This is a genomic window from Pseudidiomarina halophila (assembly GCF_003987215.1).
Classification (GTDB): Bacteria; Pseudomonadota; Gammaproteobacteria; order Enterobacterales; family Alteromonadaceae; genus Pseudidiomarina; species Pseudidiomarina halophila.
Genome location: NZ_PIPW01000004.1, coordinates 74,196 through 87,154 on the forward strand (window position 1 = coordinate 74,196; position 12,959 = coordinate 87,154).

Below are 12,959 nucleotides of genomic sequence, written 5' to 3' on the forward strand. Positions count from 1 at the left end.
TTATCCATTTGAAATCACAGGTGGTAGATCTGTATGCAGCAGAGTCGTCAATCGCAACTCAGAATTCTTATTGCCAAAGGAAAAGAACAGGGTTACCTGACTTTTGCTGAGGTCAACGATCATTTACCTTCTGAGATTGTAGATTCCGATCAAATCGAAGATATTATTGCCATGATCAATGACATGGGTATCAAGGTGTTTGAAAACGCACCGGATGCCGATGACTTGATGATGAGCGAAGACACCGCCGATGAAGATGCCGCGGAAGCAGCAGCTCAAGCGCTTGCCAGCGTTGATGGTGAACTTGGCCGTACCACCGACCCGGTGCGCATGTACATGCGCGAAATGGGCACAGTGGAGTTGCTGACTCGTGAAGGCGAAATCGATATCGCCAAACGCATCGAGGAAGGCATCAACCAGGTCCAGTGCTCAGTTGCTGAATATCCCGAAGCGATTAACTTTTTACTTGATCAATGGGATCAATGTGAAGCTGAAGAGATGCGCTTAACCGACATCATTTCAGGCTTTATCGATCCTAATGAAGTGGATGAAGCCCCTGTCGCCGCAACTCACATCGGTTCTGAGCTCTCAAAAGAAGAGCTGGAAGACGAAGACGATGATGACGACGACGATGACGACGATGATGATGCCAACGAAGGCGGTATTGATCCGGAGTTTGCCCGCCAGAAATTTGGCGAGTTGCGTGCGCAGTACGAAAAGACCCGTAAAGCCATCAGCAAGCACGGTCGTGACGACAGCAAAGCTCGTAAAGAAATCGATGCCTTAAGCGATTTGTTTAAACAGTTCCGGCTGGTGCCAAAGCAATTTGACCGCTTGGTTAAAGACATGCGTGACATGATGCATCGGGTGCGTGTGCAAGAGCGCTTGATCATGAAGATGAGTGTCGAACAGGCACAAATGCCAAAACGCGCATTCATGAAAGCTTTTGCCGGTAACGAAAACAGCGTGGCGTGGCTCGACGCAGCGATTGAAAATGGTGCAGGCTACTCTGATGCGCTGGAAAGCATGCGTCCTGAACTTGAGCGTTGCATTGCTAAACTGTCAGAAGTTGAAGTCGAAACCGGATTGACCATCGCGAAAGTGAAGGACATCAACCGTCGCATGTCGATTGGTGAAGCCAAAGCACGTCGCGCGAAAAAAGAAATGGTCGAAGCGAACTTACGTCTGGTTATTTCCATCGCGAAAAAATACACCAACCGTGGTCTGCAGTTCCTGGACTTGATTCAGGAAGGTAACATCGGCTTGATGAAAGCTGTCGACAAATTTGAATACCGTCGCGGCTATAAATTTTCGACCTATGCAACCTGGTGGATTCGCCAGGCGATCACCCGCTCGATTGCTGACCAGGCGCGGACCATCCGTATTCCTGTGCACATGATCGAGACGATCAACAAACTCAACCGCATTTCGCGGCAGATGCTGCAAGAAATGGGACGGGAACCGTCGCCGGAAGAGTTGGCTGAGCGTATGGTAATGCCTGAGGACAAAATCCGTAAGGTACTGAAGATTGCCAAAGAGCCAATCTCCATGGAAACACCTATTGGTGATGATGAAGATTCGCATCTTGGTGATTTCATCGAGGATACTACCCTCGATTTACCGGTGGATTCTGCTACTTCGGAAAGTTTACGTAACTCGGTTCGTGAAGTGCTTGGTGGTTTGACTCAGCGTGAAGCGAAAGTGTTGCGCATGCGTTTTGGTATTGATATGAATACCGACCATACCTTGGAAGAGGTGGGCAAGCAGTTCGATGTAACCCGTGAACGAATTCGTCAGATCGAAGCTAAGGCACTACGCAAGTTGCGTCACCCTAGCCGTTCTGAGCAACTGAAGTCGTTTCTTGACGAGTAAGCGAGCCGAAAGGTGAGTGCTTACTCCTTCGAAAGCCCTTGAAGCCTCGCGCTCAGGGGCTTTTTTGTAGCGAGTATAAACGCGGCTTATGTGAAATTTGCCACTAAATTTGTTAAGGTGAGGCTAACTTCGCTGAAAAGGATACCTTATGACAGCAATGGATCAGAAAGTCACTGATACCCCACAACCGGGTCGAATTATCGATGCGCATTTGCATATTTACAATGATGCCTACCCGTTGATTGAGAATCAGGGATTTTTGCCTCCACCGTTTTCGGTGGAAGATTACAAACACCGCACACGCGACTTGCCTATCGTGGGTGGCGTCGTGGTGTCAGGCTCGTCGCAGGGCTTTGATCAAAAATACCTTAAGCCTGCGCTGGAGAAGCTAGGCGAACAGTTCGTTGGTATCACCAACTTACCTAGTACCGTCTCTGACGAAAAAATTCTGTCGTTACGTGACAGCGGTGTGCGCGGTGTACGCGTAAACCTGAAGCGTGGCGTGGTCAGTGGCCTGGATAACTTAGTCGATTTCGGTATGCGCATATGGGATCTTGCCGGCTGGCATCTCGAAATGTACGTCGACAGCCGTGAGCTTGATGAAATCATCCCCAAGTTAATCAAGCTGCCAAAAGCATCGGTCGACCATTTGGGTATGGCACGTTCAGGCTTGTCGCAAGTGCGTAAACTTGCAGACGCTGGCGTACACATTAAAGCCAGCGGTTTTGGTCGCACCGAAGTGGATGTTAGCGAAGCCGTGAAGAAGCTCTATGAGACCAACCCAGATTGTCTGATGTTCGGTACCGACTTGCCGTCAAACCGCGCAGAACGTCCGTTTAACAAAACCGACATATCCATTGTTGCTGGCGCACTCGACAGTGAAGACGCCATCGACAAAGTGTTCGCGCGCAACGCTGCCGAATTCTACAATATTAAACTGTAAAAACAGCCCTTCGGGGTCATGACAAGCGGGCCGAAATTGCATATACTTGCGCCCGCTTTTTCAATTCCTATCTGTAATGGCCCCTTAGCTCAGTGGTTAGAGCAGCCGACTCATAATCGGTTGGTCCCCAGTTCAAATCTGGGAGGGGCCACCATCTAAGACTAATCCTTCGAAAAAGGTTATTGCGTTTCCCTTGTGAAACTGTCAAAACTGTAGCTGTGTTTAAACGGTAATATAGTGACCTGATGCCGCCGGAAACCAGACCTCCGGCCGTTTATTTTCGTGGTAGTTAATTGAACTGACACAGCGACAAAAATAAAGGATCTATTATGAAACTAAGTGAAAAGGCAACGTTACTCGCGCTGACTCTTGCAGTAGTGGCATTTTCTCTAAGTACACTGGCGGCCGAGCCAGTTACGCCGAAGCTAACCGATAAGTTAAGCCGGGTCTTGCAACAAGAGATGCGCGCGATTCAATCGGCGATGGCAGCGATTCATGTGGCAATGGTAACCGGGCAACATGATGAGGTAGCCAGCCAGGCTCAGCAAATACATGACAGTTTTATTCTGAAGCAATCGCTTACGGAACAAGATAAAAAAGATTTGATGTCAGCTGTTCCGGAGGGATTTGTGAAACTGGATAAAGAATTTCACCAGTTGGCAGCGTCACTTGCTGATGCGGCTGAGCAAAAACATACGCAAAAACAATACGAACTTTATAACGAGATGACAGATAGTTGCATTGCCTGCCATAGCCGCTACGTATCTGATCGTTTTAGTGGCTTAGCAGACCAGGAAAAATAGTCTTGGTACAGTTTTGAATCGCTAAGACATGCATCGCTTTGCTTTTCCTATTTGTGGTAATCTGCGTAAATCACCCTGATAGGAAGAAAGACCGTGAAATCAATGAGCAACTACTTAGCGTTTTTATCTCTTTTAATGTTGGTGGCGTTGCCAGCCAGCGTTTCAGCACAACCGGCCGAGCCCAGCACAACAGCAGAGCAAGCCGAGCAGCCAGTGCCGGCGCCGACGCGCTTTCGCTCGGAGCACAAAGGTACCTTTAATGGCGAGCGCCTGAGCTATAGGGTCGACGCCGGTGAAACTTATATCCGCAATGGCGAAGGCGAGCCAACGGCGGCGATTTTCTCGTTCGATTATGTGGTGGACAGCGATAAAAATCGCCCGGTCGCCTTTATCTGGAACGGTGGACCAGGCTCATCGTCGACCTGGTTACACATGGGAGGCTATGGCCCCAAGCGTATCGTGGTACCCAGCGATGCAGAGCATCCGGGCGTTGCGCCCTATACGCTTAAAGATGCACCCGAAACCATTCTTGATGTCACCGACATGGTGTTTATCGACCCTGTAGGCACAGGCTTTTCCCGCGCTATCGGTAAAGGTAAAAAGGAAGATTTTTGGGGTCTGACTGAAGATGCCGATTCAATGGCAGCTTTCATTGCCGAGTGGCTGACCGCTAATAAGCGTTGGAACTCGCCGGTTATCCTGATGGGCGAAAGCTTTGGCACTACGCGTGCTGCGGCCGTGGCTAAGGTGTTGCTCGATGACTACGTGATCAACGTCAACGGCATCGTGTTTGTCTCGCAAGCACTGGATTATCAGGGCTCTACACCTTACGTTGATGACAATATCATTTCTTACATTACTTATGTGCCAACCATGGCGGCGACCGCTTGGTATCACGGCAAAGTGGATAACTCGGGCGATTTCGAAGCCTTCATTCAGGACAGCCGGGAATTCGCGACACAGGAACTGTTGCCGGCCTTGTTCCAGGGCAACCTGCTGAGCGACGATAAGCGCGCGGAATTAGTGAGTGAACTGCAACGCTTTACCGGCTTGAGCAAAGAATACATTGAGCGCGTCGATTTGCGCATTAATGCCTTTCGTTTTGCCAAAGAACTGCGCCGCGATGACGGTATCGCAGTTGGCCTGCTCGACAGCCGTTATACCCTGGACGAACGCGATGATGTGGCAGCACGACCTGAAGGCGACGCGGCGCGTGTAATTTCACCTGCTTACAAAGCGGCGCTGATGCATTACATGGCGAATGACTTAGGTATTGACTGGAACCGTAAGTATCTCAATCCATCGGATCCTGAGCTGTCAGGTAAGTGGCGCTGGAGCCCAATGCCGGAAGGCCGTTCGTGGGAGCCGCACTACGTAAATACTGCGCCTGATTTGGCTGCTGTGCTGCGCAGCAATCCAATGTTGAAAGTAATGGTGGGTTCAGGCTATTACGATCTGGTTACACCGTTTTTCGATGCTGAGTACACCCTGAATCGCCACGGCATTGCCCGCGAAGATATTATTTATCACTACTATCACGGCGGTCACATGATGTATGTGCATGAGCCTGCGCGCAAAGCATTGCTGCAAGACACGCGCGCGTTTATCGAGGCGCAAACGGCTACATCTGATTAAGTACGTGAGGTAGTTAAATGAAGTTAAAGATGTTTCAGGTGGATGCTTTCAGTGAGCATGTTTTTGGGGGGAATCCGGCTGCGGTTTGTCCCCTGGACGCCTGGCTTGATGACGCTATGTTGCAAGCAATTGCTGAGGAAAATAACCTTTCCGAGACGGCATTTTTTGTCGCCACAGGTGATGTGTTTGAGCTGCGCTGGTTTACTCCGGTAGAAGAAGTGGCCTTGTGTGGTCACGCAACCCTGGCGACCGCTCATGTCATCTTTACTCACCTTTCCTATAGCAAACCCGAAATCACCTTCCAGACACGAAGTGGAGAGCTGCGGGTGAGTCGCAGCGGGGAGGGGTATGCGATGGATTTTCCGGCGACCCTGCCAGGCGCAACAGACGCCCCCCAACAGCTTATTGACGGACTGGGCAAGCAACCGCAGCAGATACTTGCCGCGTTTGATTACGTCGCCGTTTACGCTTCAGAAGACGAGATTCAATCGTTATCCCCTGACTTTGCAAAACTGAAGGAGTTAGGGTTACGGGGGGTTGTCGCCACCGCACCCGGAAAGCAAGTGGATTTCGTCAGCCGGTGCTTTTTCCCTAAACTGCGGGTCGATGAAGATCCCGTTACCGGGTCGGCCCATTGTGAGCTCGCGCCGTACTGGGCAAAGCAACTTGGACAAAACCAGTTGGTCGCCGATCAGCTGTCCCGGCGGGGCGGCAGGATCGAGTGTGAGATCAAAGGCGATCGCGTCGTTCTGATAGGTCGTTGTGCAGATTTCATGACCGCTGAGATTCAGGTAGCATAAAGCCTGCAACAAATAGCCAAGCATTGCGCAAACGGCACGATTAGCGTTTTATAAAGGAAACTGGGACTTTGTCACCACAAGAAAAACAATATGACGTTCACTCGTTGACCGGTCAGTTTTGCGATGCTGGAAAAGAACTGCGGTATCGCAGTTCAATTCAGAAAAGGGTAAGGTTTGAATCCCGCCTTGCCCTGGTACTGGTGGCACTTGTCTTCGCCATGTTCACCATCACCGATTACAGCCTACTCGGGTTAAGCCGCGAATACTTTCTGTTACTGACCATGCGTATTTCGGTGATCAGCCTTTGCCTGCTGCTGGCCTTCACTCTCGGGCGCTGGGGAGGTTACTCGCGTAACCTCTGGTTGCATGGTTTGCCGCTATGGATCGTTGCGACGGGAATTATTTTAATTGTGCCATTACGTCCGGATAGTCTGTCCACCCAGATCACTGCGGTGGTGGTCGCAATCATGGCGTTTTATATCCTGATCCCCAATCTGCTTACGGTCGCGGCGGTGGCGTGTATTTATTTGAGTGTTGGCTTTTTGACGGCTGCGATGGCTTTTACCGGAATTTCGCCAGCGGATTTGCTGCGGATCGCACTGCTGTTAATTATGGCGAATATCGTAGGCTACTGTGCTTTATTACGGATTGAGTTTCTGCAGCGTAAGCAATTTGCGCTACTTCACGAAGAACGGGATCAGAATAATCAACTGCACAAGGAAATAGCACATCGAAAATCACTCGAAGCACAATTACGCATAGTTGCTGAACGGGATGCTTTGACAGGGTTAGATAGTCGAAGCCACTTCATGAAACGGGCAGAAGTCTTGCTCAAACGTTCGCGGTTGGAAAACGCGCCGTTCTGTCTGTTCATGATCGATGTGGATCATTTTAAGAGCATTAATGATACCTGGGGTCATACTCGCGGTGATTGGATCTTGACTAAGATCGCCGAGGCGTGTGTACAATCTTTGCGTCCCACAGACGTGATAGGGCGTTTTGGTGGTGAAGAATTTATGGTGGCGCTGCCCCACACCAGTCCCACGGACGCCCAAATTGTGGCAGAACGTTTGAAAAAGAATGTTGCTACTCTGCCGTTAACTGAGGAAATGGGTGAGCTTGTTATGAGTGTCACCATCGGTATTGCTGTAGCGCAGGCCGAAGATGTTGATCTCGACGCACTTATCACCCGCGCCGATAAAATGCTGTACGCCGGAAAGCACGAGGGCAGAAACCGGGTGATGATGAGTCAGGAGGGAATCGCATGAGGCGAGCTCATGCGATTATTCTGACATCATTTGTAGCAAAGGTTAGAAATAAGTCTCGCTGATCTCCTCTGCGATCTTGATCAAGCCCAGCTGCATTTCATCGATGAACTCGTGCAGACTCTCCTGTTTTAAGGACTGCGGTTTTGCTTTCAGCAGCTTCTTTTGCAGCTTATCAATGGGTACTATCGCACTTTCATGATGCGGTAGCTCCTGCAGCAGCGTCTTCACCTGATTCAGCGTATGCATCAGTGAACGCGGAAAACGAGATTGCTGTAGCAGGAATTTCAGCACGTCCGCGCGGGTGATACGCAGGCGCATTTCACGCCGGTACATTTGATACCCCGACATGGACTTAAGCACGCCCATCCATTGGATGTTTTCAAACGCCGGCTGCTCATAATCAAGTTCAGGTAATAACGTCGCCGAGCGCACATCGATGATACGGGTGGTCATATCCCCGCGCTCAAGATTGCGACCGATGCGCAAAAAGGCGTAGCCTTCATCGTGTGTCATGGTGCCGGATAACATACCAGTAATGGTTTGATTCGAGCGAATGACATCGCTGAGAGCTTCGTAACGGTGGCGTCTGCCAAGCATCGACTGACGGTTTTTCATTGCCGATAAATATAAATAATTAATCTGTTCCCAGGTTTCTGTAGGAATGATTTCCCGGATGGTACGGGCATTTTCCCGGGCCATGGTAAGCGAGCTGATGATCGAGCTGGGGTTGTTTTTATCTGTGACCATATATTTGACCACACTGTGTTCATCAGCTTCCTCATAGTTATTATAGAAATCCTCTCTGACCGAGAGGATATCTATAATCGGCTCCCAGCCAAGCTTTACGGTACGAGGTAAGTCCATTAACAAATGCGAGTTAACGTTAATCACCCTTGCAGTATTTTCAGCGCGCTCGAGGTACCTGGCCATCCAGAAGATATTACTTGCTACTCGTGACAACATGATTAAGCCTCCATATCCACTATCCAGGTATCCTTACTGCCGCCACCCTGAGACGAGTTGACTACAATAGAGCCCTTGCGCAACGCCACCCGCGTTAAGCCGCCTGTGGTGACTTGGATATCTTTACCGCTTAAAACAAAAGGGCGTAAATCTAAATGTCTGGGTTCTGCTTTATTTTCAATTAAGGTCGGCGCCGTTGAAAGCATCAGCATTGGCTGGGCGACATAATTACGCGGGTCACGGCGAATCAGTCGTTTAAATTTCTCGCATTCTGCTTTACTGGCATGGGGGCCGATAAGCATGCCGGCACCGCCGGATTCATTGGCTGGTTTGACCACCATGTCCTGTATATTTTCAATGACATACTCGCGTTCTTCCTTGTTAATACACTTATAGGTAGGAACGTTAGGCAGGGTGGGCTCTTCATTCAGATAATATTTAATGATTTCAGGGACAAAGGCGTACACCACTTTGTCATCGGCTACCCCTGACCCAGGCGCATTGGCAAGCGCAACATTACCTGCTTTCCAGGCTCGCATCAGACCGGGAACACCGAGTAACGAATCCGGGTTAAATGCTTCCGGATCGATAAAGTGGTCATCCACCCGCCGATAAATCACATCTACCCGCGCCGGCCCCTCAATAGTGCGCATGTAGACAATATCGTCGTCATCGACAAACATATCGCGCCCCTCGACTACCTCTGCGCCCATCTGCTGGGCGAGGTAAGCGTGTTCAAAATAGGCGGAATTGTAAATGCCGGGGGTCAGTAAGACGATTTCTGGCTGCTCAATGTCGCGGGGCGACAGCTCACATAACATGTCATAGAGCTGGGAAGGGTAATCGTCCACGGGGAGAATACTGTATTGTTCAAACATCTCGGGGAATACACGCTTCATTACCTTGCGGTTTTCCAGCATGTACGACACCCCTGAAGGAACCCGCAAGTTATCCTCAAGTACGTAAACTGTGCCGTCGTTATCTCTCACCAAATCCGAGCCGCAAATATGTGCCCATATTCCGAGTGGTGGATGAACGCCTTTGCATTGAGGTAAAAAGTTCTTCGATTTTTTTAGCAGGTCGGCAGGAAATACTCCATCTTTGACAATGTTTTGATCGTTGTAGAGATCATCGATGAACATATTCAGGGCTTTGACACGTTGCTTCAGCCCTGACTCGATTTTTTGCCATTCCTCCTTGTCGATAATTCTGGGGATGATGTCAAAGGGCCAGGCTCTGTCGATAGACCCTTCGTCCTCGTGATAAACACGAAAACTGATGCCCATAACATGGATGGCCGACTCTGCGGCGACCTTAAATTCTTCAAGATCATCATCTGTGAGGCTGCGCAAATAACCGCATATTATTTCCGCCGCAGCCCTTGGCTTGCCGGAGGCTCGTAATAGTTCATCGTACAAATTAGTGACTTTATAGCTACCCCAACGGATGGTCATGCACAGTCCTCTTTTTTGTTTGATTGCCTCCTATAAAGATAGTGGTAGTTTCAGTAAAAATGCAAAACTGTTTGTTTTTCACGCGACTTACATAGAGAATATGCGGAGTTTAAGCTGAGTCTCAGCTGGTTTTTCTTTGGAGTTTTGTTGTGACCTATTGTTTGGCAATCCGTGTTAATAAAGGCTTGGTGTTTGCGTCTGATTCGCGCACCAATGCAGGAGTAGACTATGTGGCAACCTACAGCAAGATGCACCGGTTTACATGGCCGGGTGAACGCACTGTAGTACTGCTTTCGGCAGGGAGTCTGGCCACCTCACAATCGGTTCTCAACGCCATAAATTCAGATCTGGAAGATCCCGAAGCGCCATTTAACCTGCGCAAGGGTAAACATTTGTATGATGTTGCCAGCTATATCGGCAACCTGAGTCAAAAAGAGCAGCAGCAACATGCGCCAGCTTTGGAGAAAAGTAATGCCAGCGCCGAGGCCAGTTTTATCCTCGGTGGCCAGATTGCCGGAAAAACCTGCGAAATCTATATGATTTATCCACAGGGCAATTATATCAGCGCGTCTGACGACACACCGTATTTACAGATCGGCGAAAATAAATACGGCAAACCTATCCTGGATCGTATTATTACACCTAATACGTCACTGGAAGACGCGGCTCGCTGTGCCATGGTATCCCTTGACTCTACCGTGCGCAGTAATATCAGTGTGGGCTTACCTATTGAGCTGGCAATTTACACGGGTGATAGTATTGACGAGCCTTGGCACAATAAATACCGCGCCTTCAGCCCCATGTACAAATCCATGCAGAAACAGTGGAACGAAGGGCTGCGGCAGGCCTTTTCCGGCCTGCCAAGATTCGATTGGGAAAAAGAAGAGTAAATTTAATTACTCTGCGCTGCGCTGATGACGTTATGCACAAAGCGCAGCTTATCGATGGCCATGTTCGAGAGCACGAACGGATAAGCATCATCCAGCCCCATGCTCCGGTTGAGTGCATTTAATACTGCGGTGAGGCGACACCAGTCGTTATATAGCTGATTAAAATGTGCTTCGCTTATGGCCTCATCACTCTGCGGTAACTGCTGTAGAGGGTTGATGACCTGATGTGACTTTACGCTGAAGTCAAAATCACTGGCGGTTTCCAGGGTATCGACCATGTGCAGATAGTGGGCCCAGGTTTCTGCCCAATCTTCCCAGGGGTGCATACTGGCATACGCGCTAACCCATACTTTGTGCCAGTCGGGTGCCGGGCCCTGCTCATAGTAATGTTGCAGAGCATAGGTGTAATCCAGCCGCTCATCACCAAAGAGTTCACGGAAATCATTCAGCCAACCGCTATTGCGTACCAGTCGGTCCCAAAAGTAATGACCGGATTCGTGCCGGAAGTGCCCAACAAGGGTACGGTATTGCTCGTTCAGTTCTTCACGCATTTTTACCCGTGAACTCGGCTCAGCTTCCTTTAAGTCAAGCGTAATGATGCCGGCATTGTGACCGGTGGTAACGAAATTTTTAACGGTCAGTTCGTTGCCGTATTCGTCTTCCGTTTGATCTTCAAGAAATTCAAAACCCAGACCCTGTTGCGGATCCTGCTGCCGCGAGATTACAGGTAGCTCAAGCTTATAAAGGGTATAGAGTAAACGCCGCTTAGCCTGTTCCATCCTCGCCCATAGTCGCCTGTTATCAGGTTGATCAAGGTTAGGAATGGTTCGGGTCAACTCGCAGGAGGCACATAATTCACCTGGTTCGGCGACGGGAATCATCCAGTTGCATACGTCCTGGACAGAGTAGTTCTTGCACTGACGGTAGAGTCTGCCATTCGCCGCAGAACGCCAAACACCTTTGTCGTGGTGGGTAAAAGCGCTTACCTTTTTCTCATCCGGCATGAAACCCAGCATCAGTCCACAACTGACACAACGGGTGTTAGCAAAATGCAGAGTATTACCACACTGACAGGAAAACGTTTGCATAATTAGTTATCCAGGCTCCGATGCTCGCTTGTATTGAGCGTTCATTTTATGCACTATTTTAACACGTTAGGAAAAAAGCGTTCAGGATAATGGTAAAAATACCGCAAGCCGGTATTTAGAGAACCACGTCCAGCGCTTATGTTCATCATAGCAAAACTACTATCGCAGCTTGAGGGAATAGTATGCAATCCAACGTGAAGCACCAGTCTCAGACAGAACCCAAATTTGCTGTTGTGGTGGTGGGCGTTGGTCAGGTGGGCAGCTGCTGGCTGGAGAAATTTGGCCCTACGCTGCCACCGTCAGCGATGGTGCATAGCAGGCACAACTCGCGAAATCCGTTGACGGTAACGGCTATCGAGAAGTTGCAAAGTGAAGGTCTGATACCACTGGTCTTAGACCTAACCGCTTCGGAGACTGTTAGTCGCTGTTATCCTGAATGGATTGCTGCCGGCGCCGATATTATTAGTGCAAATAAATACGCTGGCGCTGCGGATTCTGCGTTTTACCAGCAGGTAAAAACAGCATTGAAAAAGCACCGGCGACAGTGGCTGTACGCCGCCACCGTTGGCGCCGGGGTGCCAGTGCCGCAGACGGTGCGCGAGTGCTATGAAGCGGGTGATTCGGTGTTAAAGGTGGAGGGCAATTTCTCAGGCTCGCTGACCTGGATTTTTCAGCAATACCGGCCGGGAGACAAGCTCTCAGAGTTACTGCGTAAAGCCCGTGAGGCGGGAATTACTGAGCCGGATCCACGCACTGACCTCGGTGGCATGGACGTCGCCAAGAAACTGCTTATTGTCGCACGTGAGGCGGGCTGGGACTTTGAGCTGGCGGATGCCGACATTCAAGACCTGGTGCTGACGTCGTCGTTAGATGAAGAGTTGGACGCCGCGTTCGATCAGTGGCGGTTAGCGAACTATCCGGATGCCACGCAGTTTTGTTATGTGGGCCGATTAGAGACAGACGGTCATCAGCGCGTGAAAGCCAGTGCCGCCCTGGAACCCGTTACCGGTGAATCACCCTACGCCGAGTTAGCGCCGGAACGTGCTTACTTCCGGGTCTGGACGGCAAAGGATCCGGTAAAAGCTATTCCTGTTGAAGGAGTAGGCGCCGGGTTAGAGGCCACCGCTGCCGCTGTACACAAAGATGTGCTGGCAGCCATCAAACATTACGACAATCACTAATTCAGCGCGGCAGGGGCATTTAGTGGACGTATCCCGCCGCTATCAACTAGGGTTTAGCTAGT

General features: G+C 49.9%; 11 protein-coding genes and 1 tRNA gene. 9 read left to right on the forward strand and 3 right to left on the reverse strand.

Annotated features, from left to right (window positions below):
• Positions 1-33: 33 nt before the first annotated feature.
• The 7 genes from rpoD (at position 34) to CWI69_RS11165 (ending at position 7,321) form a co-directional block, all read left to right on the forward strand.
• Positions 34-1,872, forward strand: coding sequence for an RNA polymerase sigma factor RpoD (rpoD, locus tag CWI69_RS11135; protein WP_126764364.1), 1,839 nt, complete (start codon positions 34-36; stop codon positions 1,870-1,872).
• A gap of 148 nt (positions 1,873-2,020) precedes the next feature.
• A complete protein-coding gene (locus CWI69_RS11140; protein ID WP_241971105.1) occupies positions 2,021-2,815 on the forward strand; it encodes an amidohydrolase family protein in 795 nt (264 codons plus the stop codon).
• 78 nt (positions 2,816-2,893) lie between these two features.
• A tRNA-Ile gene (locus tag CWI69_RS11145) sits at positions 2,894-2,969 on the forward strand.
• Between the two features lie 175 nt (positions 2,970-3,144).
• Positions 3,145-3,618 carry a cytochrome c gene (locus CWI69_RS11150; RefSeq protein WP_126764365.1) on the forward strand — a complete coding sequence of 158 codons (474 nt, stop codon included), beginning with the start codon at positions 3,145-3,147 and terminating at the stop codon, positions 3,616-3,618.
• A gap of 102 nt (positions 3,619-3,720) precedes the next feature.
• Complete coding sequence (locus CWI69_RS11155; protein ID WP_241971106.1) at positions 3,721-5,253, forward strand: S10 family peptidase; 1,533 nt, start codon at positions 3,721-3,723, stop codon at positions 5,251-5,253.
• Between the two features lie 17 nt (positions 5,254-5,270).
• Positions 5,271-6,053: a PhzF family phenazine biosynthesis protein gene (locus tag CWI69_RS11160; protein WP_126764367.1), complete on the forward strand. Its 783-nt coding sequence runs from the start codon at positions 5,271-5,273 to the stop codon at positions 6,051-6,053.
• Positions 6,054-6,121: 68 nt separating this feature from the next.
• Entirely contained in the window at positions 6,122-7,321 is a 1,200-nt protein-coding gene (locus CWI69_RS11165; protein WP_126764369.1) for a GGDEF domain-containing protein, read from the forward strand.
• 42 nt (positions 7,322-7,363) lie between these two features.
• Here CWI69_RS11165 and CWI69_RS11170 read toward each other — a convergent pair whose 3' ends face one another.
• Positions 7,364-8,284 carry an alpha-E domain-containing protein gene (locus tag CWI69_RS11170; RefSeq protein WP_126764370.1) on the reverse strand — a complete coding sequence of 307 codons (921 nt, stop codon included), beginning with the start codon at positions 8,282-8,284 and terminating at the stop codon, positions 7,364-7,366.
• Between the two features lie 2 nt (positions 8,285-8,286).
• Positions 8,287-9,738 carry a circularly permuted type 2 ATP-grasp protein gene (locus CWI69_RS11175; RefSeq protein WP_126764372.1) on the reverse strand — a complete coding sequence of 484 codons (1,452 nt, stop codon included), beginning with the start codon at positions 9,736-9,738 and terminating at the stop codon, positions 8,287-8,289.
• Between the two features lie 149 nt (positions 9,739-9,887).
• Here CWI69_RS11175 and CWI69_RS11180 point away from each other — a divergent pair, with 149 nt between their 5' ends.
• Positions 9,888-10,628 carry a proteasome-type protease gene (locus CWI69_RS11180; RefSeq protein ID WP_126764374.1) on the forward strand — a complete coding sequence of 247 codons (741 nt, stop codon included), beginning with the start codon at positions 9,888-9,890 and terminating at the stop codon, positions 10,626-10,628.
• A 2-nt stretch (positions 10,629-10,630) separates the two neighbouring features.
• Here the strand turns inward: CWI69_RS11180 and CWI69_RS11185 are convergent, their stop codons facing one another.
• Complete coding sequence (locus CWI69_RS11185; protein ID WP_126764375.1) at positions 10,631-11,716, reverse strand: zinc-binding metallopeptidase family protein; 1,086 nt, start codon at positions 11,714-11,716, stop codon at positions 10,631-10,633.
• A gap of 182 nt (positions 11,717-11,898) precedes the next feature.
• On the opposite strand from CWI69_RS11185, the gene CWI69_RS11190 reads away from it, so the two are divergent.
• Positions 11,899-12,897 (forward strand): hypothetical protein, encoded by a 999-nt coding sequence (locus CWI69_RS11190; protein ID WP_126764377.1) that lies wholly within the window; start codon positions 11,899-11,901, stop codon positions 12,895-12,897.
• Positions 12,898-12,959 lie beyond the last annotated feature (62 nt).

What these genes read in the sequence shown, in the direction of transcription:
- rpoD (WP_126764364.1), top strand. Translation starts at nt 34, where the DNA reads ATGCAGCAGAGTCGTCAATCGCAACTCAGAATTCTTATTGCCAAAGGA.
- CWI69_RS11140 (WP_241971105.1), top strand. Translation starts at nt 2,021, where the DNA reads ATGACAGCAATGGATCAGAAAGTCACTGATACCCCACAACCGGGTCGA.
- CWI69_RS11150 (WP_126764365.1), top strand. Translation starts at nt 3,145, where the DNA reads ATGAAACTAAGTGAAAAGGCAACGTTACTCGCGCTGACTCTTGCAGTA.
- CWI69_RS11155 (WP_241971106.1), top strand. Translation starts at nt 3,721, where the DNA reads ATGAGCAACTACTTAGCGTTTTTATCTCTTTTAATGTTGGTGGCGTTG.
- CWI69_RS11160 (WP_126764367.1), top strand. Translation starts at nt 5,271, where the DNA reads ATGAAGTTAAAGATGTTTCAGGTGGATGCTTTCAGTGAGCATGTTTTT.
- CWI69_RS11170 (WP_126764370.1), bottom strand. Translation starts at nt 8,284, where the DNA reads ATGTTGTCACGAGTAGCAAGTAATATCTTCTGGATGGCCAGGTACCTC.
- CWI69_RS11175 (WP_126764372.1), bottom strand. Translation starts at nt 9,738, where the DNA reads ATGACCATCCGTTGGGGTAGCTATAAAGTCACTAATTTGTACGATGAA.
- CWI69_RS11185 (WP_126764375.1), bottom strand. Translation starts at nt 11,716, where the DNA reads ATGCAAACGTTTTCCTGTCAGTGTGGTAATACTCTGCATTTTGCTAAC.
- CWI69_RS11190 (WP_126764377.1), top strand. Translation starts at nt 11,899, where the DNA reads ATGCAATCCAACGTGAAGCACCAGTCTCAGACAGAACCCAAATTTGCT.